At 71.7% G+C, this 26,423-nt stretch carries 24 protein-coding genes, 3 tRNA genes, 1 other RNA gene and 1 pseudogene; 23 read left to right on the top strand and 6 right to left on the bottom strand.

Annotated elements, in window-relative coordinates; genetic code table 11:
• Positions 1 to 33: 33 nt before the first annotated feature.
• The 14 genes and pseudogenes from murD to dnaE all read left to right on the top strand — a co-directional run.
• Complete coding sequence (gene murD / locus C1C97_RS00315; RefSeq protein ID WP_121029502.1) at positions 34 to 1,581, top strand: UDP-N-acetylmuramoyl-L-alanine--D-glutamate ligase; 1,548 nt, start codon at positions 34 to 36, stop codon at positions 1,579 to 1,581.
• On the top strand, positions 1,581 to 2,918 hold the full coding sequence (gene ftsW / locus C1C97_RS00320; protein ID WP_110920043.1) for a putative lipid II flippase FtsW: 1,338 nt from the start codon (positions 1,581 to 1,583) through the stop codon (positions 2,916 to 2,918). The genes murD and ftsW overlap by 1 nt, the downstream gene beginning before the upstream one ends.
• A complete protein-coding gene (gene murG, locus C1C97_RS00325; RefSeq protein WP_121029504.1) occupies positions 2,915 to 4,048 on the top strand; it encodes an undecaprenyldiphospho-muramoylpentapeptide beta-N-acetylglucosaminyltransferase in 1,134 nt (377 codons plus the stop codon). The genes ftsW and murG overlap by 4 nt, the downstream gene beginning before the upstream one ends.
• A 32-nt stretch (positions 4,049 to 4,080) precedes the next feature.
• On the top strand, positions 4,081 to 5,487 hold the full coding sequence (murC, locus tag C1C97_RS00330; RefSeq protein WP_121029506.1) for a UDP-N-acetylmuramate--L-alanine ligase: 1,407 nt from the start codon (positions 4,081 to 4,083) through the stop codon (positions 5,485 to 5,487).
• The gene (locus tag C1C97_RS00335) at positions 5,487 to 6,509 is read left to right on the top strand and encodes a cell division protein FtsQ/DivIB (RefSeq protein WP_121029508.1); all 1,023 of its coding nucleotides are present in this window, start codon (positions 5,487 to 5,489) and stop codon (positions 6,507 to 6,509) included. The genes murC and C1C97_RS00335 overlap by 1 nt, the downstream gene beginning before the upstream one ends.
• Before the next feature lie 240 nt (positions 6,510 to 6,749).
• The gene (gene ftsZ / locus C1C97_RS00340) at positions 6,750 to 7,994 is read left to right on the top strand and encodes a cell division protein FtsZ (RefSeq protein WP_110920894.1); all 1,245 of its coding nucleotides are present in this window, start codon (positions 6,750 to 6,752) and stop codon (positions 7,992 to 7,994) included.
• A 183-nt stretch (positions 7,995 to 8,177) separates the two neighbouring features.
• Positions 8,178 to 8,909 carry a polyphenol oxidase family protein gene (locus C1C97_RS00345; protein ID WP_110920893.1) on the top strand — a complete coding sequence of 244 codons (732 nt, stop codon included), beginning with the start codon at positions 8,178 to 8,180 and terminating at the stop codon, positions 8,907 to 8,909.
• Complete coding sequence (locus C1C97_RS00350) at positions 8,906 to 9,721, top strand: YggS family pyridoxal phosphate-dependent enzyme (protein WP_121029510.1); 816 nt, start codon at positions 8,906 to 8,908, stop codon at positions 9,719 to 9,721. Before C1C97_RS00345 ends, C1C97_RS00350 begins: the two co-directional genes overlap by 4 nt.
• Positions 9,722 to 9,783: 62 nt before the next feature.
• On the top strand, positions 9,784 to 10,308 hold the full coding sequence (locus C1C97_RS00355; protein ID WP_121029512.1) for a cell division protein SepF: 525 nt from the start codon (positions 9,784 to 9,786) through the stop codon (positions 10,306 to 10,308).
• Between the two features lie 2 nt (positions 10,309 to 10,310).
• Positions 10,311 to 10,607 (top strand): YggT family protein, encoded by a 297-nt coding sequence (locus C1C97_RS00360; protein ID WP_110919134.1) that lies wholly within the window; start codon positions 10,311 to 10,313, stop codon positions 10,605 to 10,607.
• Between the two features lie 133 nt (positions 10,608 to 10,740).
• A complete protein-coding gene (locus C1C97_RS00365) occupies positions 10,741 to 11,565 on the top strand; it encodes a DivIVA domain-containing protein (protein WP_121029514.1) in 825 nt (274 codons plus the stop codon).
• Positions 11,566 to 11,571: 6 nt separating this feature from the next.
• The gene (gene lspA, locus C1C97_RS00370) at positions 11,572 to 12,105 is read left to right on the top strand and encodes a signal peptidase II (RefSeq protein ID WP_233542635.1); all 534 of its coding nucleotides are present in this window, start codon (positions 11,572 to 11,574) and stop codon (positions 12,103 to 12,105) included.
• Positions 12,095 to 13,072, top strand: a complete 978-nt coding sequence (locus C1C97_RS00375; RefSeq protein WP_110919137.1) for an RluA family pseudouridine synthase — start codon at positions 12,095 to 12,097, stop codon at positions 13,070 to 13,072. Before lspA ends, C1C97_RS00375 begins: the two co-directional genes overlap by 11 nt.
• 116 nt (positions 13,073 to 13,188) lie before the next feature.
• Positions 13,189 to 15,333: pseudogene (dnaE, locus tag C1C97_RS12735) on the top strand (DNA polymerase III subunit alpha); the annotation flags it as partial.
• Positions 15,334 to 15,521: 188 nt separating this feature from the next.
• Here the strand turns inward: dnaE and C1C97_RS12245 are convergent.
• Together C1C97_RS12245 and C1C97_RS12250 are read right to left on the bottom strand one after the other, a co-directional pair.
• Entirely contained in the window at positions 15,522 to 15,776 is a 255-nt protein-coding gene (locus C1C97_RS12245; protein ID WP_158591109.1) for a hypothetical protein, read from the bottom strand.
• A tRNA-OTHER gene (locus C1C97_RS12250) sits at positions 15,741 to 15,873 on the bottom strand. Before C1C97_RS12250 ends, C1C97_RS12245 begins: the two co-directional genes overlap by 36 nt.
• Here C1C97_RS12250 and C1C97_RS12255 point away from each other — a divergent pair.
• The 4 genes from C1C97_RS12255 (at position 15,832) to C1C97_RS00395 (ending at position 19,646) form a co-directional block, all read left to right on the top strand.
• Positions 15,832 to 16,683: an OB-fold nucleic acid binding domain-containing protein gene (locus C1C97_RS12255; RefSeq protein ID WP_158591134.1), complete on the top strand. Its 852-nt coding sequence runs from the start codon at positions 15,832 to 15,834 to the stop codon at positions 16,681 to 16,683. The two genes, C1C97_RS12250 and C1C97_RS12255, sit on opposite strands and share 42 nt — an antisense overlap.
• A 57-nt stretch (positions 16,684 to 16,740) precedes the next feature.
• Positions 16,741 to 18,252: a histidinol dehydrogenase gene (hisD, locus tag C1C97_RS00385; protein WP_121029518.1), complete on the top strand. Its 1,512-nt coding sequence runs from the start codon at positions 16,741 to 16,743 to the stop codon at positions 18,250 to 18,252.
• Between the two features lie 3 nt (positions 18,253 to 18,255).
• The gene (gene nrdR / locus C1C97_RS00390; RefSeq protein WP_110919139.1) at positions 18,256 to 18,921 is read left to right on the top strand and encodes a transcriptional regulator NrdR; all 666 of its coding nucleotides are present in this window, start codon (positions 18,256 to 18,258) and stop codon (positions 18,919 to 18,921) included.
• 83 nt (positions 18,922 to 19,004) lie between these two features.
• On the top strand, positions 19,005 to 19,646 hold the full coding sequence (locus tag C1C97_RS00395) for a GNAT family N-acetyltransferase (protein WP_121029520.1): 642 nt from the start codon (positions 19,005 to 19,007) through the stop codon (positions 19,644 to 19,646).
• 15 nt (positions 19,647 to 19,661) lie between these two features.
• On the opposite strand, the gene C1C97_RS00400 is transcribed toward C1C97_RS00395, so the two are convergent.
• A tRNA-Val gene (locus C1C97_RS00400) sits at positions 19,662 to 19,737 on the bottom strand.
• Between the two features lie 198 nt (positions 19,738 to 19,935).
• Here C1C97_RS00400 and C1C97_RS12260 point away from each other — a divergent pair.
• A tRNA-OTHER gene (locus C1C97_RS12260) sits at positions 19,936 to 20,006 on the top strand.
• Positions 20,007 to 20,119: 113 nt separating this feature from the next.
• A complete protein-coding gene (gene gndA / locus C1C97_RS00405; protein ID WP_110919141.1) occupies positions 20,120 to 21,577 on the top strand; it encodes an NADP-dependent phosphogluconate dehydrogenase in 1,458 nt (485 codons plus the stop codon).
• Positions 21,578 to 21,778: 201 nt separating this feature from the next.
• Here the strand turns inward: gndA and epsC are convergent, their stop codons facing one another.
• The 3 genes from epsC to msrA form a co-directional block, all read right to left on the bottom strand.
• On the bottom strand, positions 21,779 to 22,363 hold the full coding sequence (epsC, locus tag C1C97_RS00410; protein ID WP_110919142.1) for a serine O-acetyltransferase EpsC: 585 nt from the start codon (positions 22,361 to 22,363) through the stop codon (positions 21,779 to 21,781).
• Between the two features lie 124 nt (positions 22,364 to 22,487).
• Entirely contained in the window at positions 22,488 to 23,423 is a 936-nt protein-coding gene (gene cysK, locus C1C97_RS00415; protein ID WP_110919143.1) for a cysteine synthase A, read from the bottom strand.
• Positions 23,424 to 23,526: 103 nt separating this feature from the next.
• Positions 23,527 to 24,066, bottom strand: a complete 540-nt coding sequence (gene msrA, locus C1C97_RS00420; RefSeq protein WP_121029522.1) for a peptide-methionine (S)-S-oxide reductase MsrA — start codon at positions 24,064 to 24,066, stop codon at positions 23,527 to 23,529.
• 70 nt (positions 24,067 to 24,136) lie between these two features.
• Between msrA and C1C97_RS00425 the strand changes: the two genes are divergently transcribed.
• The 3 genes from C1C97_RS00425 (at position 24,137) to rnpB (ending at position 26,302) form a co-directional block, all read left to right on the top strand.
• Complete coding sequence (locus tag C1C97_RS00425; RefSeq protein WP_121029524.1) at positions 24,137 to 25,021, top strand: Nif3-like dinuclear metal center hexameric protein; 885 nt, start codon at positions 24,137 to 24,139, stop codon at positions 25,019 to 25,021.
• Between the two features lie 50 nt (positions 25,022 to 25,071).
• Positions 25,072 to 25,800, top strand: coding sequence for a zinc ribbon domain-containing protein (locus tag C1C97_RS00430; RefSeq protein ID WP_110919146.1), 729 nt, complete (start codon positions 25,072 to 25,074; stop codon positions 25,798 to 25,800).
• A gap of 123 nt (positions 25,801 to 25,923) precedes the next feature.
• An RNA gene (gene rnpB, locus C1C97_RS00435) (RNase P RNA component class A) lies at positions 25,924 to 26,302 on the top strand.
• Positions 26,303 to 26,423: the final 121 nt, after the last annotated feature.

The following is a 26,423-nucleotide window of genomic DNA, read 5'->3' on the forward strand; positions in this document are numbered from 1 at the left end:
CACCCACCCCCGAGGACGAGGCAGACACCGGACATGATGCACGCGAGCAACGAGAACCCCGTTCTGGAGAACCCCCGGCTGGCGGAGCTCACCAGCTGGGACGCCCCCTGGTCCGGGCTGCACGTGGTGGTCGCGGGCATCGGCGTCTCCGGCTTCGCCGCCGCGGACACCCTCATCGAGCTCGGCGCGGTGGTCACGGTGGTGGACGCGGGGGACACCGAACGCAACCGGCAGAGCGCGGACACGCTGCGCATCGTGGGCGCGAGCGACGTCGTGCTGGGACCGGACGCCATGGCGGAAGTCCCGGACGTGGCCGGGCGCCGTCCCGACCTGGTGGTCACCTCCCCGGGGATCCGGCCCTCGAGCCCGCTGCTGAGTGCGGCGCGTGAGGAGGGCATCCAGATCTGGGGGGACGTGGAGCTCGCGTGGCGCGTGAACCGACGGGAGGGCCGCAAGAGCCCCGAGTGGCTGTGCATCACGGGGACCAACGGCAAGACCACCACCGTGGGGATGACCGCGTCCATCCTGCAGGCGGCGGGGCTGAAGGCCATCGCGGTGGGCAACGTGGGCACCCCCATCCTGGACGCCCTGCGCGATCCCGTGGAGTACGACGTGCTGGCCGTGGAGCTCTCCAGCTTCCAGCTGCACTGGACGCACTCGGTGTCCCCGCTGGCCTCGGCGGTGCTCAACGTGGCCGAGGACCACGTGGACTGGCACGGCAGCTTCGAGAACTACCGCGCGGACAAGTCCCGCGTGTACGAGAACACCCGGGTGGCGTGCGTCTACAACGCCGAGCAGCCCGGTGCGGAGGAACTGGTGGAGGCCGCGGACGTGGTCGAGGGTTGCCGTGCCGTGGGCTTCACCACCCAGCACCCGGGGCTGTCCATGCTGGGGGTCGTGGAGGACCTGCTCGTGGATCGCGCGTTCGTGCCGGACCGCGTGAAGACCGCGGCGGAGATCGGCTCGGTCTCGGACACCGGTGCCATCCCCACGCGGCACGGCGTGGCCAACGCCCTGGCCGCCGCGGCCCTGGCCCGCGCCGCCGGGGTCGAACCGGAGGCCGTGCGCGACGGTCTGCGCGCCCACCGCCCCGGGGACCACCGGATCCAGCTGGTCGCCGAGTCCGACGGCGTGCGCTGGATCAACGACTCCAAGGCCACCAACCCGCACGCCGCGCAGGCCTCCTTGTCCGCGTTCGACTCCGTGGTGTGGATCGCCGGCGGGCTGTCCAAGGGGGTCGGCTACGACGACCTCGTGGCGCGCAACGCCACCCGGCTCAAGGCGGTGGTGGTGATCGGCACCGACGACGCCGCCCTGCTGGACTCCCTCGCGCGACTCGCCCCGGACGTGCCCGTGCTGCACGCGACCCCCGGCACCGCGGCGGATGCCTCCGCGAGCGGGATCGACCCCGCGGACGGCCACGCCGTGATGCGCCGCGCCGTGCGGCTCGCCCGCGAGCACGCGGCACCGCAGGACACCGTGCTCATGGCACCCGCGGCGGCCTCCATGGACCAGTTCTCGGACTACGCCGACCGCGGCACCGCCTTCACGGGCAGCGTGCACGAGGAACTGGGTTTCTGATGGCCACCCGCACCACCGACCGGCCCGCCGCGACCACGGTCGGCGAGACCACCGCCCGGGGCGCGGCCCTGAGCACCCGGGCCCGCCGGCTGTGGCACCAGGTCACGGACGGCCCCCTCTTCCACTCCTACTACGCGCTGGCCGGGTGCGTGGTGCTGCTCACCGGCATCGGCGTGATGATGGTGCTCTCGGCCTCCGCCGTGGAGTCCATCTCGGACTCGCGCTCCGCCTACGCGCTGTTCGGCAGGCAGGCCGTGTTCGCGCTGCTCGGGCTGCTCGCCATGTTCGGGCTCTCGCTCGTGCCCACCCACGTGTTCCGCCGGGCGGCCTGGCCGCTGTGGCTGCTGAGCGTGCTGCTGTCGCTGCTCGTCTTCACGCCGCTGGGCCGCGAGGTGAACGGCAACCGCAACTGGCTCGTGCTCGGCGGCCAGTCGGTCCAGCCCTCGGAGCTGGCCAAGCTCGCCCTGAGCCTGTGGCTCGCGGCCCTGTTCACCCGTCAGGGCGCGGAGGTGGAGCACGAGTGGAAGAAGGCCCTGTGGCCCTCCCTCGCCGGATTCATCGTGCCCACGGGCATGGTGCTGGCCGGAGGGGACGCCGGCACGGCCATCGTGTTCTGCCTGATCTACGCGGCCGCCCTGTGGTTCGCGCGGGCGCCGCTGCGGATCTTCGTGGGGGGCGGTGCCCTGCTGGTCGCGGCGGGTCTCTTCCTCGTGGTCACCGCACCGCACCGCCTGGACCGCATCACGGGCTGGCTCTTCGGCGAGTGCGGTGCCACGGACGCGTGCTGGCAGGCCCAGCAGGGTCTCAACGCGCTGGCCACCGGCGGCTGGTGGGGAGTGGGGCTCGGGCAGTCCCGGCTCAAGTACAACTACGTCCCCGAGGCGCACAACGACTATATCTTCTCGATCATCGGTGAGGAGCTCGGTCTGGTGGGCACCACCATCATCCTGGCGCTGTTCATCGTGATGGTGGTCGCCATGGCCCGGATCCTCACCCGCACGCGCAGCACCTTCGTGCGGATCACCACGGCGTGCATCACCACGTGGCTCGTGGGCCAGGCCTTCGTGAACCTGGGCATGGTCACCGGGCTGCTGCCCGTCATCGGGATCCCGCTGCCGTTCATCAGCTACGGTGGTTCCGCGCTTCTGATGACCATGGCGGCCGTGGGCGTGGTGATGTCCTTCGCCCGCGTGCCCCGCACCGTCCGTGTGCGCGCCGGGGACCAGATCCTCGACACGCAGGAGGCGCGGGAGCGCGGACTGGACACCGCCTCCGAGCACGACCGTCCGTCCTGGCGCCGGCTCGTGAGCAGCCGGCTCGGAAAGGGGAACCGATGACGTCCACCCAGCCCTCCGACCAGCCGCAGCAGCGCGCGGGTTCAGCGCGCGTGGTGCTGGCCGGCGGTGGCACCGCGGGGCACATCAGCCCCCTGCTCGCCATTGCCCGCGCCATCCAGCAGGCGCGGGCGGACGCCAGCGTGCGCGCGGTGGGGACGGCGTCCGGCATGGAGACCCGTCTCGTGCCCGCCGCCGGGGTGCCCCTGGAGCTCATCGAGCGGGTGCCGCTGCCGCGTCGGCCCTCACCGGACCTGCTCCGGCTGCCGCGCCGGATGGCCGCGGCCGTGGCACAGGCCGGGCGGATCCTCGACTCGCAGCAGGCCACCGTGGTGGTGGGCGTGGGCGGCTACGTGTGCACGCCCGTGTACCTCGCGGCCGCCCGGCGCAGGATCCCCGTGGTGATCCACGAGGCCAATGCCAAGCCGGGGCTGGCCAACCGCGTGGGCGCGCGCTTCGCGTCCGTGGTGGCCACCGCGTTCCCGGACACCCCGCTGCGGGGGGCCCGCGTGGTGGGGATGCCCATGCGGGAGGAGATCGCCACCCTGGACCGCTCCGCCGAGCGCGAGCGGGCACGCATCGCGCTCGGACTCGAACCGGACCTGCCCACCGTGGTGGTCACCGGCGGATCCTCGGGGGCGCAGTCCATGAACCGCACCGTGGCGGCCGTGGCCCGCGAGATCGGGGAGCAGGGCTACCAGCTGCTGCACGTGACGGGGCGGACCAAGGAGGTCCGCACCCCGGACGGCGAGCTGCTGCGGGCCAAGAACTACGTGCAGACGGAATTCGTGGACGGCATGGAACGGGTCTACGCGGCGGCGGACCTCCTGGTGGCCAGGGCCGGGGCCGCCACGGTGTGCGAGGTGGCCGCCGTGGGGCTGCCCGCCGTGTTCGTCCCGCTGCCCATCGGCAACGGCGAACAGGCCCTCAACGCCCGGTCCCTCGTGGCGGCCGGGGGCGCCGAGCTCGTGGCGGACGAGGACTTCACACCGCAGTTCTACCGCGACACCGTGGCGCCCCTGGTCACCGACGCCGCCCGGCTGGGGGCGATGGCGCAGGCCTCCGCCGGCCACGGCGTGCGCGACGCCGCCCAGGTGATGGCGCAGCTGACGCTCGAGCACGCCCGCCACTGACATCCCATCCCACCCCTTCCCAGGAGAGCACCGTGAACAGCCAGCAACCCCTCGATCCCCACAGCCTGGGCCGCGTGCACTTCATCGGCATGGGAGGGGCGGGGATGTCCGCCGTGGCGCGGCTGCTGCTCGCCCGTGAGGTGGCCGTCAGCGGCTCGGACGCGAAGGACTCGCCGGGGCTGCGTCAGCTCGAGTCCCTGGGCGCCGAGGTCTTCGTGGGCCAGCGGGCCGAGAACGTCTCCGGTGCGGCCACGGTGGTGGTCTCCACCGCCATCAAGGAAGACAACCCGGAGCTGGCCGCGGCGCGGGAGTCCGGGCTGCGGGTGCTGCACCGCTCCGAGGCGCTGGCCGCCGCGATGCACGGCCGCCACGTGATCGCGGTGGCCGGCACCCACGGCAAGACGACCACCAGCGCCATGACCGCCGTGGCCCTGCGCACCGCCGGTCTCGACCCGTCCTGGGCGATCGGCGCGCACGTGGCGGACCTCGGCGCCAATGCCGGATTCGGTGCGGGCGAGTGGTTCGTGGCCGAGGCGGACGAGTCCGACGGCTCCTTCATGGCCTACCACCCGCGGGTCGCGGTGGTGACCAACGTGGAGGCGGACCACCTGGACCACTACGGCAGCACCGAGGCCTTCTTCGAGGCGTTCGACGCGTTCTCCGACACGATTCGTGAGGGTGGTGTGCTGGTGGCGTGCGCGGACGACGCCGGGGCCGCCGGACTGGCCCGGCGCCGTCGTGAGCGCGGGGGCGCGGTGCTCAGCTACGGCGTGCACCCCGAGGCCGACGTGGTGGTCAGCGCGATCGTGCCCGCGGGCACCGGTTCCACGTGCCGGCTGTCCTTCACCGCCGGGGGCGAGCCACGCACGGCGCGGCTGACGCTCGCGGTGCCCGGGGCGCACAACGTGGCCGACGCCGCGGGCGCCTTCACGGCGGGCCTCGCCGCGGGCGCGGACCCCGAACGGCTGATTGCAGGTCTCGCCGGGTTCCACGGATCCGCCCGCCGTTTCGACCTCAAGGGAGAGCGGCGCGGCGTGCGCGTCTTCGACGACTACGCGCACCACCCCACGGAGGTCGCCGCGGCACTCGCCGCGGCGCGGGACGTGGCGCAGGGACACCGCGTGCTCGCGATCTTCCAGCCGCACCTGTACTCCCGCACCCGGGAGTTCGCCGAGCCGTTCTGCCGTGCGCTGGAGGCCGCGGACTTCGCCTGCGTGACGGACGTCTTCGGCGCGCGTGAGCAGCCGGAGCCGGGCATCACGGGCGCCACCATCACGGACCACGCGAGCGGTGACCGTGTGCTCTCCACACCCTCGGCGGACGAGGCGATCGCCGCCGTGGTGGACCGCGCCGAGTCCGGGGACGTGGTCATGACGGTGGGCGCCGGAGACGTCACGGCGCTCGGTCCCCGGGTCCTCGCGGCCCTGGCGCGGCACTGATGGCCCGCTCCGTCCCCCCGCACCAGCCCCCGCTGCGCGGCGCCGCCCGGGCCGGTGCGGAACCAGGCCCCGCATCCGCCGCTGCGCAGGACGCCGCCGCCGCACCCGGTGCAGACGACGCCACGGCGCCGCGGGTCCGGGTCAACGACGGCGCGAAGGCCAGCCGCGTGGACACCGGGCAGTTCGAGGCCGCACCCGAGGCGGGCGGCCGCTTCTCCACGTGGCGCGCGCGACGCAGGGCGGCGCGGGCGGCCGCCTCCGAGCCGGACGAGGAGCCCCCGGCCGGGGCGGAAGCCCCACAGGACGGGTCCACGGTGCTGCAGTTCCCGCACCGTCCGTGGCGGCGTCGGCACCGGCGGCTGATCGCGGTCCTGCTGTCGCTGCTCGTGCTGGCCGTCCTCGCCCTGGTGGTCTTCTTCTCGCCGCTGTTCGCCACCCGGACCATCGACGTCCGGGGTGCGACGCTCACGGACCCGCAGAAGGTGCGCGAGGCGCTGTCCGGGTACCACGGGGTGCCCATGACCAGGATCTCCAAGCAGGACGTGATGGCGTCGGTGGGGGACGTCCCCCAGGTCAAGTCCGTGGACGTGGCCTTCGAGGTGCCCCACACCATCTCCGTGCAGCTGCACGAGCGGGTGGGTGTGGCGGTGGTGCAGGACGGTGACGAGGTGGTGCTGGTGGACTCCGAGGGCAAACCCCTGAGCTCCGTGCCCGGCGCCCGGCGACCGGACGTGCCCCTGGTCGCGGGGGGACGTGACGTGCTGAGCACGCAGAAGTTCCACGACGTCTCCGACGTGCTCGCTGCCCTGCCCGCGGACGTGCTCTCCCGGCTGGACGGTGCCGCCGCGCCCTCGGGGTCCGCCGTCGAGCTGACCTTCAAGGACGGCACGAAGGTGCTGTGGGGGGACGCGAGCGACAGCGAGGTGAAGTCGAAGGTGGTCGCCGCCCTGGTGAACTCCCACCGTGCGGACGGGGCCGCGCTGATCGACGTCTCGGCACCCATGCATCCCGTGGTCAGGTGACGCGGCGGCGTCTGTCTCAACTGCAGGGTGAAACTTGAGACCTGGGGACGCCCAGGACGAATGTGGCACGGGCCGGTAACACGTGGGAATATGATGGGGACGACAACCCCGGGGTTGTTATCCTGGTCCGCAGTGGAATGACGTGCGGCGTTATCGACGGTACACTAAAAGTTTCACGCCAGACTTGAGATATTTCCCAGCAATCCCACATCCCCGCAAGCCCACGCGAGTTAGGTGCACATGGACTCCTCAACCCCCCAGAACTACTTGGCCGTCATCAAGGTGGTCGGCATCGGCGGCGGCGGCGTGAACGCCGTCAACCGCATGATTGAGGAAGGTCTGCGCGGCGTCGAGTTCATTGCCATCAACACCGATGCCCAGGCACTGCTGATGTCCGACGCGGACGTCAAGCTCGACGTCGGCCGCGAGCTGACCCGCGGCCTCGGTGCCGGCGCCAACCCGGACGTGGGCCGACAGGCCGCCGAGGACCACGAGGAGGAGATCCAGGAGGTCCTCAAGGGCGCGGACATGGTCTTCGTGACCGCGGGCGAGGGCGGCGGCACCGGCACCGGTGGCGCCCCCGTGGTCGCCCGCATCGCCCGCTCGCTGGGCGCGCTGACCATCGGCGTGGTCACCCGTCCGTTCACCTTCGAGGGCCGGCGCCGCTCGAACCAGGCCGAGAACGGCATCGAGACGCTGCGGGACGAGGTGGACACGCTCATCGTGATCCCCAACGACCGGCTGCTCTCCATCTCGGACCGCAACGTGTCCATGCTGGACGCCTTCAAGTCCGCGGACCAGGTGCTGCTCTCCGGTGTCTCCGGCATCACGGACCTGATCACCACCCCCGGGCTGATCAACCTGGACTTCGCGGACGTGAAGTCCGTGATGCAGGGTGCCGGTTCCGCGCTCATGGGCATCGGCTCCGCACAGGGCGAGGACCGCGCCGTGAAGGCCGCCGAGCTCGCCATCGCGTCCCCGCTGCTGGAGGCCTCCATCGACGGCGCCCACGGTGTGCTGCTGTCCATCCAGGGCGGCTCCGACCTCGGCCTGTTCGAGATCAACGAGGCCGCCCGTCTGGTGCAGGAGGTGGCGCACCCGGAGGCGAACATCATCTTCGGTGCCGTGATCGACGACGCCCTGGGGGACCAGGCACGCGTCACCGTGATCGCGGCCGGCTTCGACTCCGTGTCCCAGGAGACCAACGCGAACAACTCCTCGCCGGCGCAGCGCCAGGCCGAGAGCACCCGCGCGGCCTTCGGCGGCGACGCCTCCCGCCCCTCGGGCGTGGGACGGTCCCCGCAGCGGGGCTCGAACTCCTACGGTGCTCCCGCCGGTGGCTTCGGCTCCCGGCAGAACCAGGACGACGACGTCCCCGACGACGCCGGGTTCGACGTGGACCTGCCCGCGGAGTCGGACGCCACGTCCACCTCCAACGGCTCCGCGCGCAAGGACTCCCTGGACTTCCCTGACTTCCTGAAGTGACCCGACGGGTGCCGGGCACCCGCACCGCCACGAGGGTGCCGCTGCGGCACCCGTCACCGCGCACGGCAACGCCGTGATGCGACGCGCGGCGAACCCACCGTGAGACACGGGGTGGCCATCCGACCGGATGGCCACCCCGTTCACGTTGCCGCAGCAGAACCGGACACCGGGCAGGAGAACGACATGTGGTTCCAGAGCGAAGACAGCGCGGCGGGGATCGCGTTCACGGACGTGACCGAGGGCAACCTCGCCGCCCACACGGGGGACGACCCCGCGGCCGTGGCGCGGCGGCGTCGTGCCGTGGAGACGGCGCTGGGGATCGGGCCCGTGCGCTACGTGCGGCAGGTGCACGGGACCACGGTGCAGGACGTCACCGGGACCCCTGCTCCCGCCTCGGCCCCGGAGGCGGACGCCGCGGTCAGTGCGGACGGCACACCCTTGGGCATCCTCACGGCCGACTGCCTGCCGGTGGTCCTGGTGGGCCGGCCCGGGGAGGCGCGCAACGGGCCGCCCGTGCTCGCCGTGGCGCACGCGGGGCGCAGGGGCCTGCTGGACGGCGTCCTGCAGCGGACGCTCGGCGTGGTGCGCGGCCACGGCGCCCGGGACGTCACGGCCTGGATCGGACCGGCCGTGTGCGGCCGGTGCTACGAGGTGCCCCCGGAGATGGCCGAGGACGCGCAGCGGGTGCTCCCCGGGATCGCGGTCACCACCTCGTGGGGCACCACGGGGCTGGACCTGCCGGGCGCCGCACGCACCCTGCTCGAGGCGCAGGGGGTCGCGGTGGCGCCGGAGTGCGCGGACCGCCGGGCGTGGTGCACCCTGGAGCACGAGAACCTCTACTCCCACCGCCGGGACTCCACCCCGGGACGGCTCGCCGGTCTGGTCTGGCCGGTGGGCGGAAAGGACGCCGCATGAGCACGGACACGAACCCGCAGGACCCGCGGCGCACCGCGGAACTCGCGCAGCGGCTCTCGGCCGTGCGGCAGCGGATCCTGGACGCCGCCCGGCAGCGGGACGAGCAGCGCGCCCACGGGGGAGAGCTGCCCTCGCTCGTGGTGGTCACCAAGTTCTTCCCGGCCGCGGACGTGCTGCGGCTGCGCGAGCTCGGGGTGCGCGCCGTGGGGGAGAACAAGGACCAGGAGGCCGGTCCCAAGGCCGCCGAGGTGGCCCGTGCGCTCCACGCGCAGGAACCGCCCGTGAGCCCTCCCGTGTGGCACTTCGTGGGTCAGCTGCAGTCCAACAAGGCCAAGCACGTGGTGCGCTACGCGTCCTGGGTGCACTCGGTGGACCGGGCCTCGCTCGTGACGGCCCTGGGTCGGGCGGTGCGCTCGCACCGGGACGCGGTGGCCGCCGGGGAGACGGCGCCGGGCCCGTGCGCGGAGTCGGACCTCACGTGCCTCGTGCAGGTGAACCTGGACCCGGAGGCGAGCGCGCACGACACCCGCGGCGGCGCCCACCCGGACGCGGTCGCGGACCTCGCCCGCGCCGTCGCGGGGACCGAGGGCCTGCAGCTCGGCGGTGTGATGGCGGTGGCCCCTCGCGAGGGGGACCCGCGTGCCGCGTTCGAGAAACTGTGGGAGATCTCCCAGCACCTGCAGCGGGAGTACCCCCGGGCGCGGGTGGTCTCCGCCGGCATGAGCGGTGACCTGGAGGCGGCCGTCGCCGCAGGGGCCACGCACGTGCGGATCGGATCTGATGTCCTCGGGCCCCGGCCCGCGGTGCGGTAGCGTAAAGACGGACGACACGCGGGTCGACGCACGTCCCCCGCTGGAGCAATCGAGGAGAGAACATGGCCGGAGCGCTGCGTCGCACCATGGTGTATCTCGGGCTGGCCGAGAGCGACGACGAGTACATCTCCGAAGCGCCCCCCCGCCCTCGGGACACCCCCCAGAGCACCGCGAGCGGCTCGTCCGCCGTCGCGAGCGAGAGCGGCAGCACCTCCGTGGCGCGCCGCTCCCCCGAGTACCGAGCCCCCGTGACCCCCATCAAGCGGGCTCCCAGTTCCCGAGAGGACGACAACGAATTGCGCACCATCACCACCGTGCACCCCCGGTCGTACAACGACGCCAAGTCCATCGGGGAGGCGTTCCGGGACGGGACCCCCGTGATCATGAACGTGTCCGACATGGGTGAGACCGAGGCCAAGCGGCTCGTGGACTTCGCGGCGGGCCTCGTGTTCGCCCTGCACGGATCCATCGAGCGGGTCACCGCCAAGGTGTTCCTGCTCACGCCCTCCTTCGTGGAGGTCCGGGACCAGGGCCACACCGAGGACATCGACGAGGACACGGGCTCCCTCGAGCAGGTCGAGGGCTGACCGTGGGCATTGCGCTGTCGATCGTCTACCTGGTGGTCCACGTCCTGTACATCGCCCTGCTCGGGCGCCTCGTGCTGGACTGGGTCCAGATGTTCGCGCGCGGCTGGCGCCCCCGGGGTCTCGCCCTGGTGGCCGCCTCCACGATCTACTCCCTGACGGACCCGCCGATGAACGCGCTGCGTCGACTGGTGCCCCCGTTGCGCTTCGGCGGGGTGTCGCTGGACCTCGGGTTCCTGATCCTGGTCTTCGCGATCAGCATCCTGCAGTCCGTCGTGGGCGGGCTCCTGGTGCGCGCGTGACCCACGTCCACCGGCCACGGGTGCGCGGTTGTATCCTGGGCCGGAATCCACCGCGGGTCCGCCGGTCATCGCGGCCCAGCTCGATCCGATCGCGGAGCCGAGCGGTTCAATTCACCACGAGGAGGAACATCCCATGGCTCTGACAGCAGAAGACGTCATCAACAAGCGGTTCCAGCCCACCAAGTTCCGCGAGGGCTACGACCAGGACGAGGTGGACGACTTCCTCGACGAGGTGGTCGAGGAGCTGCGCCGGCTGCACCAGGAGAACGACACCCTGCGCAAGCAGGTGGAGACCCTCGGCGGACGCCCGGACGGCGACGACGCCGCGCGGCCCGCCGCCGACGACGAGTCCACCGTGACCCCGGCGTCCGAGCGCCCCGCCTCGTCGGGGACCTCCTCGGTGTCCGAACCCGCGACCGTGGCGCCCACGGGTGCGGCTTCCACCGGCACCGGGGCGAGCACCGCCACGGCGAGCACCACGCAGGTGGGCCAGGCGCAGGCCCCGGCCGCGGCGTCGTCGACCCCCGCCCAGTCGGCCCCCGCCCAGTCGGCCCCCGCACAGTCGGCCCCCGCACAGTCGGGCGAGGCGAGCGGCGTTGCGTCCACCGAGACCACGCAGTCCGCGGCGGCCGTGCTCGCCATGGCCCAGAAGCTGCACGACGACTACGTCTCCCAGGGGCAGGCCGAGCGTGAGCGCCTGATCACCGAGGGCCGCACCCAGGCGGACCACCTCGTGGCCGAGGGCAAGCGCACCAAGGAGCAGACGCTGTCCTCGCTCGAGAACGAGAAGGTGGACCTCGAGGCCGCCGTGGCCCAGCTGCGGACCTTCGAGGCGGACTACCGCGGGAACCTCAAGAGCTTCCTGAACACCCAGCTGCGCGACCTGGACAACACCGGGTCCCTCGCCCCCGTGGACGCCTCCCGGGCCGTGACGGGCAAGCGCACGGGCACCAAGTAAGCGCCTGTGAGCGATCGCACCCGCGACGCAGCGGCGGCACCCGTCCGGCGACGGACGGACCGCCGCTGCGTCTTTGCGTCCCTGACCGTGGCGGCCGCGCTGTACGCGGCGGACCAGCTCGCCAAGCTGTGGGTGGTGCACACCCTGGTCCCGGGCCGTGAGTACCCCGTGGTCCCGGGGCTGCTGTGGTGGGAGCACATCCGCAACAGCGGAGCCGCGTTCTCCCTGGGCTCCGGGCTCACGTGGGTCTTCACGCTCGTGATGGCCGCGGTGGTCGTGGGGATCCTGTGGCTGCTGCGCCGGGTGCGGGACCCGTGGTGGGCGGTGGCCCTCGGGCTGGTGCTCGGAGGGGCGGGCGGGAACCTCACGGACCGGCTGCTGCGTGACCCGGGATTCGGGCGCGGGCACGTGGTGGACTTCATTGCCGTGCCGCACTTCGCGATCTTCAACGTCGCGGACTGCGGCGTGGTGGTGGGCATCGCGCTGGTGCTGCTGCTCCTGCTGACCGACCGCGACATGGAGGGCACCCGTGAGTCCTGAGCGCACCCGTCCCACCGGTTCGCAGCCGCAGTTCGTGAGCGAGCGCTTCACGGCGTCCGCGGATCAGGAGGGCGTCCGGCTCGACGCCGCCGTGGCCGCCTGGACGGGCCTGTCCCGCTCCGCGGCCGCGCAGCTGTGCGCGGAGGACCGCGTGAGCCACCGGGGGCGGCCGGTGGCCAAGTCCCACCGGGTCGCGATGTCCGAGACGTACGCGGTGGAGGTCCCCGTGCCGGAGGACCCGCACCGGATCGCCCCGCAGGACGTGCCGGACCTGCGCCTGGTGCACGTGGCACCCGCCTACGTGGTGGTCGACAAGCCCGCCGGTGTGGCGGCCCACCCCTCACCCGGGTGGAAGGGACCCACCGTGGTGGGGGCCCTGGCCGGCGCGGGGATCTCCGTGGCCACCTCGGGCGCCCCCGAGCGGCAGGGGATCGTGCACCGCCTGGACGTGGGGACCTCCGGGCTCATGGTCGTGGCCCGGGAGGAGGGCGCCTACTCGCAGCTCAAGCGGGCGTTCAAGGAGCGCACGGTCACCAAGGTGTACCACGCGGTGGTGCAGGGCATCCCGGACCCGCTCAGGGGCACCATCGACGCACCCATCGGGCGCCACCCCGGTCACGAGTGGCGCTTCGCCGTGCTGCAGGACGGGCGACGCTCGATCACGCACTACGAGGTGCTCGAGGCTTTCGGGCGGGCGTCGCTGGTGGAGGTGCACCTGGAGACCGGGCGCACCCACCAGATCCGCGTGCACTTCAACGCCCTGCAGCACCCGTGCTGCGGGGACCTCACCTACGGGGCGGATCCCGCGCTCTCCGCTGGACTGGGACTGACGCGGCAGTGGCTGCACGCCAAGCGGCTGGGCTTCACGAGCCCCGCCACGGGGGAGCACGTGGAGTACGAGAGCCCGTACCCCACGGACCTCGCCTACGCCGTGGAGACCCTGCGGGAGGGTGGCCCGCAGCTATGACGGATCTCCGGCGCCCCGCGGGCCGGGACGGCCACGCCGCGGCCTAGAATGAACGGGTGACTTCGGCGACCGGCAAAAAAGGCTTCACCCATCTCCACGTGCACACCGAGTACTCCATGCTGGACGGTGCCGCGCGCCTAAACGACCTCTTCGAGGAGTGCCACCGGCTGGGCATGGACTCCCTGGCCACCACGGACCACGGGTTCGTGTTCGGCGCGTTCGACTTCTGGAACAAGGCCCGTTCCGCCGGGATCAAACCGATCATCGGTGTGGAGGCCTACCTGACCCCGGGCACGGCCCGGCAGGACCGCACGCGCGTGAAGTTCGCGGACGGCGGGCGGGACGACGTCTCCGGAGCCGGCGCTTACACCCACATGACCCTGCTCGCGCAGTCGAGCGAGGGCATGCAGAACCTCTTCCGGGCGTCCACCAAGGCGTCCCTGGAGGGGCAGCTGTACAAGCCCCGCATGGACCGGGAGCTGCTGAACCAGTACGGCAAGGGGCTGATCGCCACCACGGGCTGCCCCTCGGGCGAGGTGCAGACCCGGCTGCGGCTGGGCCAGTACGACGAGGCCGTGAAGGCCGCCGCGGAGTTCCGGGACATCTTCGGGGCCGAGAACTTCTACTGCGAGCTCATGGACCACGGGCTGGGCATCGAGAAGCGGGTCACCGGGGACCTGCTGCGCCTGGCCAGGGAGCTGAACCTGCCCCTGGTGGCCACCAACGACCTGCACTACACCCACGCGGAGGACGCCAAGTCCCACGCCGCGCTGCTGTGCGTTCAGTCCGGCTCCACCCTGCAGGACCCCAAGCGCTTCAAGTTCGACGCCGACGAGTTCTACCTCAAGTCCCCGGAGCAGATGCGGGAGGTCTTCCGGGACTTCCCGGAGGCCTGCGACAACACCCTGGAGATCGCCGAGCGCTGCGAGGTGGACTTCGACACCTCCGCCAACTACATGCCGCGCTTCCCCACCCCCGAGGGCGAGGACGAGACCTCGTGGTTCGTCAAGGAGGTCGAGAAGGGGCTGCACTACCGCTTCCCGGGTGGCATCCCGGACGACGTCCGGGAGCAGGCCGAGTACGAGAAGAAGATCATCATCCAGATGGGCTTCCCGGGCTACTTCCTGGTGGTCGCGGACTTCATCAACTGGTCCAAGGACAACGGCATCCGCGTGGGTCCGGGCCGTGGCTCCGGCGCCGGTTCCATGGTCGCGTACGCCATGCGCATCACCGAGCTGAACCCCCTGGCCCACGGGCTGATCTTCGAGCGCTTCCTCAACCCGGACCGCGTGTCCATGCCCGACTTCGACGTGGACTTCGACGACCGCCGCCGCTCCGAGGTGATCCACTACGTCACGGAGAAGTACGGCGACGAGCGCGTGGCCATGATCGTGACGTACGGCACCATCAAGGCCAAGCAGGCCCTGAAGGACTCCTCCCGCGTGCTCGGCTACCCGTTCTCCATGGGGGAGCGGCTCACCAAGGCCATGCCGCCGGACGTCATGGGCAAGGGCATCTCCCTGCAGGACGTCTACGACAAGGACGCCAAGCGCTACGACGAGGCCGGGGAGCTGCGCGAGGTGCTCGAGGACGACCCCGAGTCCATGAAGGTCTTCGAGACCGCCCAGGGTCTGGAGGGGCTCAAGCGCCAGTGGGGTGTGCACGCCGCGGGCGTGATCATGTCCTCGGACCCGCTGATCGACATCATCCCGCTCATGCGCCGCGAGCAGGACGGCCAGGTGATCACCCAGTTCGACTACCCCACGTGCGAGGGCCTGGGGCTGATCAAGATGGACTTCCTGGGGCTGCGCAACCTCACGATCATCTCCGACGCCCTGGAGAACATCACGCTCAACCGGGACGGCTTCGTGCTGGACCTGGAGCACCTGCCGATCGACGACCCCGGCTCCTACGAGCTGCTCGCACGCGGGGACACCCTCGGGGTGTTCCAGCTGGACGGCGGTCCCATGCGGCAGCTGCTCAAGCTCATGCGCCCCGACAACTTCGAGGACATCTCCGCGACCATCGCCCTGTACCGGCCCGGGCCCATGGGGGCGAACTCCCACACCAACTACGCGCTGCGCAAGAACGGCGCGCAGGAGATCACGCCCATCCACCCCGAGCTCGCCGAGCCGCTCGAGGACATCCTGGGCACCACCTACGGGCTGATCGTGTACCAGGAGCAGGTGATGGCGATCGCCCAGAAGGTGGCCGGCTACTCGCTGGGCCAGGCGGACATCCTGCGCCGCGCCATGGGCAAGAAGAAGAAGGCGGAGCTGGACAAGCAGTACCAGGGCTTCCACCAGGGGATGATCGACCGCGGCTACTCCGAGGCCGCCGTCAAGGCGCTGTGGGACATCCTGCTGCCGTTCTCGGACTACGCGTTCAACAAGGCCCACTCCGCCGCCTACGGCCTGGTGTCCTACTGGACCGCGTACCTCAAGGCCCACTACCCGGCCGAGTACATGGCCGCGCTGCTCACCTCGGTGGGCGACGACAAGGACAAGCTGGCCATGTACCTCACCGAGTGCCGCCACATGGGCATCACGGTGCTGCCGCCGGACGTCAACGAGTCCGAGCTGAACTTCACCCCCGTGGGCACGGACATCCGCTTCGGCATGGGTGCGGTGCGCAACGTGGGCGCCAACGTGGTCCAGGCCATGGTGGACGCGCGCAACGAGCAGGGGAAGTTCGCGTCCTTCACCGACTTCCTGGCCAAGGTCCCGGCGGTGGTGTGCAACAAGCGCACCATCGAGTCCATGATCAAGGCCGGCGCCTTCGACCAGCTCGGCCACACGCGCCGCAGCCTGGTGATGTGCCACGAGCAGGCCGTGGAGGACGTCGTGGCGCAGAAGAAGAAGGAGGACAACGGCGAGTTCACCTTCGACATCTTCGCCATGGGTGGCGCCGAGGACGAGGACCAGGAGACGTTCTCCGTGGAGGTCCCGGACGTCCCCGAGTGGGAGCGCAAGGACCTGCTCGCCTTCGAGCGCGAGATGCTGGGTCTCTACGTCTCGGACCATCCCCTGCGCGGGCTCGACGACGCCCTGGGCCAGTACACGGACACGGCCATCGCGCCGCTGCTCACGGAGGAGAACACCCGGCCCGACGGCGCCGTGGTCACCATCGGCGGCATGATCACCTCGCTGTCCCGCAGGATCGCGAAGTCCTCCGGCAACGCCTACGCCCGCGTGGAGCTCGAGGACCGCTCCGGGTCCATCGAGGTGATGTTCTTCGGCAAGGCGTACGCGCCCATCGCCGGGGTGCTCACCGAGGACCTGATCTGCGTGATCAAGGGCCGGATGCAGCGCCGCGACGACGGCTCCATCACCATCTCCGCCCAGGAGCTCACGGTTCCCGAGCTGAGCGTGGACGGCTCCTCCGGACCGGTGTGCGTGGCACTGCCCGAGCACCGGGCTACGGAGGCCACCATCCGGCGGATCGGGGAGGTGCTGCGCAACCACAGGGGGGACTCCGAGGTGCGCATCCACCTGGACACCCGGCGCTGCACGCAGATCATGCGCCTGGGCCCGGAGTACCGGGTGAACCCCTCGCCCGCGCTGTTCGGGGACCTCAAGGTGCTGCTGGGCCCTGCCTGCCTGGAGGCCTGAGGCGGCCCTTGCCAGGGGTGGCCGGGCACCGGGGGTGCGCGATTGTAGACTGAAACGGTGAGCACGCACACCCCTGATCTTCCGTCCACCGCCGAGAACGGCTGCTACCTGCGGGTCGTCGACCTGCGGGGGAGGCAGCTGGGCTGGGACGAGCTGCGCCGTGCGGTGCCGCGCCAGGCGGCGTCGTCGGTCGCCGACGCCGAGAACAGTGTGCGCGGCATCATCGCGGACGTGCGCCGGCGCGGTGCGGATGCCGTGCGCGAACTGGCACAGAGGTTCGACGGCGTGACCCAGGACCGGATCCGAGTGCCCCGGGAGGACATCGAGCGGGCCGTGGCGGAACTGGACCCCGCGGTGCGCCGCGGGCTGGAGACCGCCATTGCGCGCACCCGCGCGTTCGCCGCGGCGCAGCGCCCCGCGGACGTGACCGTGGAGGTGGCCCCCGGCGCCACGCTGCGCCACCGCTGGACACCCGTGCGCCGCGCGGGTCTGTACATCCCCGGGGGACTGGCCGTGTACCCGTCCTCCGTGGTCATGAACGTGGTGCCGGCACAGGCCGCCGGTGTGGAGTCCGTGGTGCTGTGCTCCCCGCCGCAGAAGGAGTTCGGCGGGCTCCCGCACCCCGTGATCCTCGGGGCGGCCGGGCTGCTGGGCGTGGCCGAGGTCTGGGCCGTGGGCGGTGCGCAGTCTCTCGCCGCCATGGCGTACGGCCTCACGGACGGTGCGGACGTCCTGGAGCCCGTGAACACCATCACGGGTCCCGGCAACATCTTCGTGGCCATGGCCAAACGGCAGCTGCGCTCCGTGGTGGGGGTGGACGCGGAGGCGGGGACCACCGAGATCGCGGTGCTCGCCGACGACGCCGCGGATCCCCGCTACGTGGCCGCGGACCTGATCTCGCAGGCCGAGCACGATCCCGCCGCGGGGTCCGTGCTGATCACGGACTCCCCGCAGCTCGCGCGCGCGGTGGAGCGGGAGTTCAGTGCGCAGGTGCCGGCCGCGCGCCACCGGGAGCGCATCACCACGGCCCTGGGCGGCCCGCAGTCCGGGGTGGTCCTCACGGACGGTCTCGAGCAGTCCATTGCGGTGGCGGACGCGTACGCCGCCGAGCACCTGGAGATCCACACCCGGAACCCCCGGGACGTGGCCGCGCGGATCCGCAACGCCGGTGCCGTCTTCGTGGGGCCGTACAGCCCGGTCCCGCTGGGGGACTACGCCGCAGGCTCCAACCATGTGCTGCCCACGGGCGGGACCGCCGTGTTCCAGTCCGGGCTGCAGGCCGCCTCGTTCATGAAGGCCGTCCAGGTCGTCGAGTACTCCCGGGACGCGCTCGCGGAACTCGAGCCGGACATCGTGGCGTTGTCCGCGAGCGAGGACCTGCCCGCGCACGGCCGCGCCGTGACCATCCGCTCGGAGTCCGCCCCCACCGCGGGGGCGGGGGCCGCCGTTCCGGGGCCGGGCCCGGCGGAGTGCGGGCCGTCCCGTGGGTCGGATGCCGCCGGAGCACCGTCGCCGGGACGGGACACGGCGAACGGGGCCCCGGCCCACGAGATCCACGGAGAGGCCTGAGACATGCACTGCCCGTTCTGCCGCCACAACGACTCCAAGGTGGTGGACTCCCGCACCTCGGACGACGGCACCGCCATCCGACGCCGCCGCCGCTGCACCGAGTGCGGGCGCCGGTTCTCCACGCTGGAGACCACGTCCATCTCCGTGATCAAGCGCTCCGGCGTCACGGAGCCGTTCGACCGGCAGAAGATCGTCAACGGCGTGCGCAAGGCCTGCCAGGGGCGTCCTGTGAGCGAGGACGACCTGGCGATGCTCGCCCAGGAGGTCGAGGAGTCCATCCGGGCCTCCGGCAGCGCCGAGGTGGAGGCCCACGACGTGGGCCTCGCCATCCTCCCGCCGCTGCGCCGCCTGGACGTGGTGGCGTACCTGCGCTTCGCGTCCGTCTACCAGGCGTTCGACGGTCTCGAGGACTTCGAGCGCGCCATCGCGGTGCTGCGGGACCAGCAGGCGGAGCTTGCGGGGCAGCAGACGCTCGTGCCGCCGGCCGCCCGCACCGGCGCGGCACCCGGCCCGCGACGTCGCCCGGCTCGCCGCGGTGCCGACGCCCCGCCCGCGGAGGACGCCGCGGACGCACCCGAGGAGTCCGGGGCGAGCGGAAAGCAACCGGCCCCACGGCGTCGTCGCCCGAAGAAGGCGGCGGAAACCGTCACCCAACCCCGGCTGCTGTAGCGGGGGGAGGGGCGGCGCGTGCCCGCGGGACGTATCACGGGCCTCCGCGTCCACGGCGCCGCACGGACTGCTACCCTCGGCGGGTGTCCAAGAACCAGGAAGCACCCGAGGGCTCCGCCCGGCGGATCGAGATCGTCACGGCCACCCCGGCGGACACCCCCGGCGCGGCGGCCACACTGGCCGCGGCGTTCGCCACGGACGCGCACGTCGTGGGCATGCTGCCCCGCGGTGACGTGGCCCGCCCCCTGACGCTGCTGTGGGAACGGATCCTCCTGGAGACGTTCCACGCGGGCGGCCACGCATACCTCGCGGTGAGCCCGGGGGAGTCCCGGCCGCTCGGGGTGGCGCTGTGGGAGGCCCCCGGCAGCAAGGTCTCCATTCCGCAGATGCTGCCCGGGGTCGTGGCGTACCTGCGCATCTTCCGGTCGCGGTTCCCCGACGCGTTCACCACGGAGCTGCTGGCCCAGCGAGCCCATCCGCGAACTCCCCACTGGTACCTCAAGGCCGTGGGCACCCTTCCCGAGGCGCAGGGCACCGGCGTGGGCACGCGGCTCGTCCAGGAGCGGCTGGCGGTGGTCGACCGGCAGCGCGCGGGAACCTACCTCGAGGCGTCGACCACGGATCTGATCCCCTACTACGAGCGCTTCGGCTTCGTGTCCCGCGGTCCCGTGCCGTGCCGCGGAACGGTGCCGGCCACGGGGATGTGGCGACCGCCGGTCGGCTGACGGCGCCGTCACCGGTGGTGGGCCCTGCCGGGATCGAACCGACGACATCTACGGTGTAAACGTAGCGCTCTACCAGCTGAGCTAAAGGCCCGAGGATCGGGTGGGCACGACTGGAACAGCTGCCAGCACCCGATTCCCGCACAGCCTACCGGGTGGGTGACACGTCACGGTCCGGCAACACGGTGACCTTGCCCACGTGTCGGGCGGCTGCGGGTCCCCGGTTTGACAGGCGCACGTCATCATGCGTTAAGCTTCTGGTGTCCGGCGCGCTTCGGTGCGTTGAACACACGGGGACGCTGGTGCGCTTGATCGCCTTCGGGCGTGACAGATACGGCGGTTCGATTCCGTCGGTCTCCACCACACGAAGAACCCCGGGATGCTGGCATCCCGGGGTTCTTCGTGCCCGCCGCGCAACGGGTGCCCGCTGCGGGGTCGGCTGCACACGATCCCCGTGGGTGCGTAGGCTGGGTGTCATGGCAGCAGAAAAGAAAGCTCACATCGGCGTCACCGGCCTGGCCGTGATGGGCGCCAACCTCGCCCGCAACTTCGCGCACCACGGCTACACCGTGGCGCTGCACAACCGCTCCTCCGGGAAGACGGACGCCCTGATCCAGGAGCACGGCTCCGAGGGCGACTTCATCCGCACGGAGACCATGCAGGAGCTCGTGGACTCCCTGGAGCGCCCGCGGCGCGTGCTGATCATGGTCAAGGCCGGCGACCCGGTGGACTCCGTGATCGAGCAGCTCACCCCGTTGCTGGACGAGGGCGACATCATCATCGACGGCGGCAACTCGTACTTCCAGGACACCCGCCGACGCGAACGCGAGTGTGCGGAGAAGGGCCTGCACTTCGTGGGCGTGGGCGTCTCCGGCGGTGAGGAGGGCGCGCTCAACGGCCCGTCCATCATGCCGGGCGGTTCCGAGGAGTCCTACAAGACCCTGGGGCCCATGCTCGAGGACATCTCCGCCAAGGCGGACGACGGCGCCCCCTGCTGCGCGTGGATCGGCACCGACGGTGCGGGGCACTTCGTGAAGATGGTGCACAACGGCATCGAGTACGCGGACATGCAGGTGATCGGCGAGGCCCACGAGCTGCTGCGCTCGGTGGCCGGGCTGGAGCCCGCCGAGCAGGCGGACGTGTTCGAGGAGTGGAACACCACCGAGCTGTCCTCCTACCTGATCGAGATCACCGCGCAGGTGCTGCGCCAGGTGGACTCCAGGACCGGCAAGCCGTTCATCGACGTCGTCGCGGACGCCGCGGGCCAGAAGGGCACCGGGCGCTGGACCGTGCAGGAAGCACTGGAGCTCGGCTCACCGGTCACCGCCATTGCGGAGTCCGTGTTCGCCCGCGCGCTCTCCTCCTCCGCGCCCGCCATGCGCAAGGAGGCCCAGGAGGTGCTCCCGGCGGGAATTGGTGACACCACGGAGGACGTGGTGCGGGATCCCGAGTTCGTGGACGACGTCCGCAAGGCGTTGTACGCGTCCAAGCTGGTCTCCTACGCCCAGGGACTGGACATGCTCACCATGGCCGGGCGCGAGTACGGCTGGAGCCTGGACCTCGCCACGATCGCGAGCCTGTGGCGCAACGGCTGCATCATCCGCGCCGAGCTGCTGAACGTGATCATGGCCGCGTACGAGGGGGACAAGGCGCCGCTGAACCTGCTGTTCGCCCCCGAGTTCGTGAAGTCCATCGAGGACGCCCTGCCCGCGTGGCGCCGCGTGGTGGCGCGCGCCGTGGAGCGCGGCATCCCCGCGCCGGTGTTCTCCTCCTCGCTCGCGTACTACGACGCGCTGCGCCGCCCCCGGCTGAACGCCGCGCTGACCCAGGGGCTGCGCGACTACTTCGGGGCGCACACCTACAAGCGCATCGACGACCCGGACTCCAGCTTCCACGTCCTGTGGAGCGGGGACCGCTCCGAGACCGTCTCCTGACCGCGCCGACTGGCGGCGTCGACATGGGCGGCGCGGCATGACGACGGGCCGGGCTCCCCGCGGGGAACCCGGCCCGTCGTCGTGCTCCGTCCCGGTCCGACCGTGCTGCCCTGTCCGGCCGGGATCCGGGCCGGTGGGCCCGCGGCGGCGAGACCGGTCGGCAGACCGGGGTGCCGCTGCCCGGCCTGGCGGTGGCTCGCCTCAGATCCACATGGCGGGATCGATGTAGGCCGCCGGGTCCACGAGCGGTTCCTGCTTCTCCGGCGTGCGGCGGCGCACCTTGCCCGGGATGCCCGTGACGATCGAGTCCTCGGGGACGTCCTTGACGACCACCGCGTTCGCGCCCACTGCCGAGTCCCGGCCCACCGTGATCGGGCCCAGGATCTTGGCGCCCGCGCCGATCGTGACGCGGTCCGCCACGGTGGGGTGGCGCTTCACGGGCTCCAGGGAACGCCCGCCCAGGGTGACTCCGTGGTAGATCATCACGTCGTCGCCGATCTCCGCCGTCTCCCCGATCACCACCCCCATGCCGTGGTCGATGAAGAACCGCCGCCCGATCGTGGCCCCGGGGTGGATCTCCACACCCGTGGCCCAGCGCGCGAGCTGCGAGACGGTCCGCGCCACGAGTCTGCGCTCCGGGTTCTGCCACAGCCGGTGGGACAGCCGGTGCGCCCAGATGGCGTGCAGACCCGAGTAGTTGAGGAGGATCTCCGCGGAGGACCGGGCCGCCGGGTCGTGGGTGCGGGCGGTGTCGAGGTCCTCGTGGAGTCTGCGCCAGAAGCTCACGTGCTGTTCCTCCTCGGAGCTGGACGGTGGTGATCGGGGCGGGCGGTGCGGCCCACATCAAGCGCGGCCGACCGGGGCGGAAGTGCTCCGCCTCGATCAGCCGCAGAACGGGGTCCGGAACGGGTCAGCCGCGGATGTCCTCGTAGAGGATCGTGGAGATGTAGCGCTCACCGAAGTCGCAGACCACGGCCACGATGAGCTTGTCCCGGTTCTCCTCCTTGGCGGCCTCCTGGAGGGCGGCCCAGATGATGGCACCGGTGGAGATGCCGCCCAGGATGCCCTCCTTGCTGCCGAGCTCCCGGGCGTACTGCACGGAGTTCTCCACGGTGACGTCGTAGACGTCGTCGTAGATCTCACGGTCCAGGACGTCCGGCACGAAGTTGGCACCCAGGCCCTGGATCTTGTGGGGTCCGGCCTTGCCCTCGGTCAGCAGCGGGGAGTCGGAGGGCTCCACCGCGATCAGGCGGACCTCCGGCTTCTGCTCCTTGAGGTACTTGCCGGCACCGGAGATGGTGCCGCCCGTGCCGATGCCCGCGACGAAGACGTCCACGGCGCCGTCGGTGTCGTTCCAGATCTCAGGGCCCGTGGTCTCGTAGTGCACCTTGGGGTTGGCGGGGTTGGCGAACTGGCTGGCCAGGATCGCGTTCTCCGTGGTGTCCACGATCTCCTGGGCCCTGTCCACCGCACCGCGCATCCCGTCCGCGCCCGGGGTGAGCACGATCTCCGCGCCGTACGCGCGCAGCATGACCCGGCGCTCGGTGGACATGGTCTCGGGCATGGTCAGGATGACCTTGTAGCCGCGTGCCGCGCCCACCATGGCCAGGGCGATCCCGGTGTTGCCCGAGGTGCCCTCCACGATGGTCCCACCGGGCTTGAGCTGCCCGGAGGCCTCGGCCGCGTCCACGATGGCCTTGCCGATCCGGTCCTTGACCGAGTTGGCGGGGTTGTAGAACTCGAGCTTGACCGCCACGTTGCCGGGGAGGTCCTTATCGAGGTGGTTGAGGCGCACCAGGGGGGTGCCCCCCACGATCTCGGTGACGTCGTTGTAGATCTTGCCCATCACTTGTCTCCTGTGTTCTGCGGGTTAGCGACGGACGGCATGGTGACGCCGCCCGGAATTGCCCGGAGTCCGTTTCAGCGTATCGGCGGTCTGCGCAGCCGGGTCAGTCCGTGAGCCACGCGGCGTAACGTTTGCGGACCTTCGCGAGCTTGGGGTTGATGATCACCTGGCAATAGCCGTTGAACGGCTGGTTGCCGTAGAAGTCCTGGTGGAAGTCCTCGGCCTCGTGTAGGGGCCCCAAGGGCTCCACGGTGGTGACCACGGGGTCGTCGAACAGCTCCTGCGCCCGGGAGATCGCCGCTTCGAACGTGCGGCGCTGCTCGTCGTCCGCGGGGAACATGGCCGAGCGGTACTGGGTGCCCACGTCGTAGCCCTGGCGGTTCAGGGTGGTGGGATCGTGGCCCGTGAAGAACAGGTCCAGGATCACCTCCGCGGGCACCACGTCCGGGTCGAACGTGACCTCCACGGCCTCGGCGTGGCCGGTGGTCCCGGAGCACACGGACTCGTAGTCGGGGTGCTCCGTGTGACCTCCCGTGTACACGCTGCGCACGCCCTGCACCCCGCGCACCCTGCGGTACACGGCGTCGAGGCACCAGAAGCAGCCACCGGCCAGCACGAACGTCTGCGGTGTCGATGAAGTCATGCCCAGTACAACGCGTGACGCGCCAGAAGATTCCCGGTCCGCGCGCGGCCCGCGCTCCTAGGATGGCCCCATGAGCACCGATCGCCCGTCACCCGGTCCGCACCCCACCCTGCAGGACGTCGTCGCCGCGGCGGACTCCCTGTGGCCCTTCCACCTGCAGGAGGACTGGGACGCCTCCTGTCTCGCCGTGGGCCGGCCGGAGAGCGTGGTCGAGCGCATCCACCTCGCGGTGGATCCGGTGGACGGGGTCGTCCGGGAGGCCGTCGAGGCGGGCGCGGACCTGCTGCTCACGCACCACCCCCTGCTGCTGCGCGGTGTCACCTCGGTGGCCGCGGACGGCTTCAAGGGCCGCGCGGTCCACGACCTCGTGGACCACGGTTGCGCCCTGCTCTGCTGCCACACGAACGCGGACTCCGCCCGCCGCGGTGTCTCCGACGCCCTGATCGCGGCCTGCGGCGTGAATCCCGACGACGCCGCACCGCTCGTCCCGCACGCCACGGACCCCCGCGTGGGGCTGGGGCGCGTGGGCACCCTGGCCGGGGCGGTGACCCTCCGGGAGCTCTCGGACCGGCTCGCGGCGCGGCTCCCCGCCACGGCCCAGGGGCTGCGGGTGGCCGGTGACCCCGGTCGCCGCGTGAGCACGGTGGCGGTGTGCGGCGGCTCCGGGGACTCCCTGTTCGACGTCGTCCGCTCCCACGGCGCGGACGTGTACGTGACGGCGGACCTGCGGCACCACCCGGCGTCCGAGGCCCGCGAGCGCGCCCTGGGACCCGGGGAGCACGGCACCCCGGCGCTGATCGACGCCGCCCACTCCGCGAGCGAGGCGCTGTGGCTGCCGTGGGCGGCCGAGGACCTGCACCGGGTGCTCGCCTCCCGGGGGTTCGAGGTGGCGATCCACGTGAGCACGCTGCGCACCGATCCGTGGGACTTCACGGTGGTGGCACCGCACGACTGATCCGCCCCGCGCCCGCCCCGATCCACGACGATTCACCCCGAGGAGACCCCATGACACCGTCCCGCGAAACCCTTCCCGCACTCCTGGAGCTGCAGGGCGTGGACTCGCAGCTGCTGACCACCCTCGCCCGGGCCAAGGAGCTGCAGAGCTCCGAACGCGTGGCCGCCCTGATGACGCGCCGCACCCGGGCGATCGCGGCCGCCCGGGAGCTCGACGCCGGACAGCGCGCGGCGCAGGACGCCGTGGCGCGTGCGGAGGCGAAGGTCTCGGAGATCCAGACCAGGATCGACCGGGACACCGAGCGGCTGAACACGGGCGGGACGTCCAAGGACCTGATGGGCATCCAGCACCAGATCGACACGCTCCTCGCCCAGCGGGGCCGGGCGGAGGAGGAGCAGCTCAGCGCCATGGACCACGCCGAGGAGGTGGCCGCTGACCGGGAGCGCAAGCAGCCCCTGCTGCGCGCCGCGGACGCCGAGGCCCGCGCGGCGGTCGCGGAGCGGGACGCGGAGCTGACCCGGCTCAGGGAGGAGCACGCCCGGCTCGGCGCCGAGCGCTCACGGCTGGCCGCCGGGATCGCGGACGCCCCGCTGCTGGAGCGCTACGACCGGCTGCGCACCGCGCGCGGGGGAGGCCGGATCGCCGTCGCCCGCTGGGAGAACGGGACGTGCGGCGCGTGCGGCACCCGGCTGAGCCCCGCGGACGCCGCCGCGCTGGAGGCCACGCCGGACAGTGCGGTCCCGCAGTGCCCGGAGTGCTCGGCGATGCTCGTGCTCTGACCCGCGGCCGTCATCCGGGCGCTCGCGGTCTCCTGCGGTGCGGGGCCCGCAGGAACGGCGGGTCGCAGCACCTGCGGGACCGCATCGAGCGGCCGAGCGCGAGCGCGGTAGGATCGGGGCGGACAGGTGGGCCGGGCGACCGCGCGGCGTCGTCGTTCGCGACGGCGTCTCGAGGAAAGTCCGGGCTCCGCAGAGCAGGACGGTGGGTAACACCCACTCGGGGCAACCCGCAGGACAGTGCCACAGAAAACAGACCGCCCGCCGCGAGCGGGTCAGGGTGAAAAGGTGGTGTAAGAGACCACCAGCGCGCCGGGTGACCGGTGCGGCTCGGTAAACCCCGTCCGGAGCAAGGCCACGCAGGGCGCGTTCGAGGGCTGCTCGCCCGAGCGTCCGGGTAGGCTGCTCGAGCCGTGCGGCAACGCACGGCCTAGATGGATGGTCGTCACCGCGGTGCGGGCAACCGGCCGCGGCACAGAACCCGGCTCACAGGCCCACCTGTCCACCACACCCCGCGTTTCCCGCTCTGACTAGGGGAAACGGGAGATTCTTGCTGATTCCAGTTGGGAGCATTAGAACTCAGCTAGACTCAAACGGATGGAGTGTAACAACTCCCACCCCCCGAG

This window comes from Kocuria tytonis, assembly GCF_003226895.2.
GTDB lineage: Bacteria > Actinomycetota > Actinomycetes > Actinomycetales > Micrococcaceae > Kocuria > Kocuria tytonis.

What these genes read in the sequence shown, in the direction of transcription:
- ftsW (WP_110920043.1), top strand. Translation starts at nt 1,581, where the DNA reads ATGGCCACCCGCACCACCGACCGGCCCGCCGCGACCACGGTCGGCGAG.
- msrA (WP_121029522.1), bottom strand. Translation starts at nt 24,066, where the DNA reads ATGACTTCATCGACACCGCAGACGTTCGTGCTGGCCGGTGGCTGCTTC.
- C1C97_RS00365 (WP_121029514.1), top strand. Translation starts at nt 10,741, where the DNA reads ATGGCTCTGACAGCAGAAGACGTCATCAACAAGCGGTTCCAGCCCACC.
- C1C97_RS00425 (WP_121029524.1), top strand. Translation starts at nt 24,137, where the DNA reads ATGAGCACCGATCGCCCGTCACCCGGTCCGCACCCCACCCTGCAGGAC.
- C1C97_RS12255 (WP_158591134.1), top strand. Translation starts at nt 15,832, where the DNA reads ATGATCAAGGCCGGCGCCTTCGACCAGCTCGGCCACACGCGCCGCAGC.
- murD (WP_121029502.1), top strand. Translation starts at nt 34, where the DNA reads ATGATGCACGCGAGCAACGAGAACCCCGTTCTGGAGAACCCCCGGCTG.
- murG (WP_121029504.1), top strand. Translation starts at nt 2,915, where the DNA reads ATGACGTCCACCCAGCCCTCCGACCAGCCGCAGCAGCGCGCGGGTTCA.
- C1C97_RS00345 (WP_110920893.1), top strand. Translation starts at nt 8,178, where the DNA reads ATGTGGTTCCAGAGCGAAGACAGCGCGGCGGGGATCGCGTTCACGGAC.
- C1C97_RS00355 (WP_121029512.1), top strand. Translation starts at nt 9,784, where the DNA reads ATGGCCGGAGCGCTGCGTCGCACCATGGTGTATCTCGGGCTGGCCGAG.
- nrdR (WP_110919139.1), top strand. Translation starts at nt 18,256, where the DNA reads ATGCACTGCCCGTTCTGCCGCCACAACGACTCCAAGGTGGTGGACTCC.
- C1C97_RS00335 (WP_121029508.1), top strand. Translation starts at nt 5,487, where the DNA reads ATGGCCCGCTCCGTCCCCCCGCACCAGCCCCCGCTGCGCGGCGCCGCC.
- gndA (WP_110919141.1), top strand. Translation starts at nt 20,120, where the DNA reads ATGGCAGCAGAAAAGAAAGCTCACATCGGCGTCACCGGCCTGGCCGTG.
- C1C97_RS00350 (WP_121029510.1), top strand. Translation starts at nt 8,906, where the DNA reads ATGAGCACGGACACGAACCCGCAGGACCCGCGGCGCACCGCGGAACTC.
- C1C97_RS00430 (WP_110919146.1), top strand. Translation starts at nt 25,072, where the DNA reads ATGACACCGTCCCGCGAAACCCTTCCCGCACTCCTGGAGCTGCAGGGC.
- ftsZ (WP_110920894.1), top strand. Translation starts at nt 6,750, where the DNA reads ATGGACTCCTCAACCCCCCAGAACTACTTGGCCGTCATCAAGGTGGTC.
- cysK (WP_110919143.1), bottom strand. Translation starts at nt 23,423, where the DNA reads ATGGGCAAGATCTACAACGACGTCACCGAGATCGTGGGGGGCACCCCC.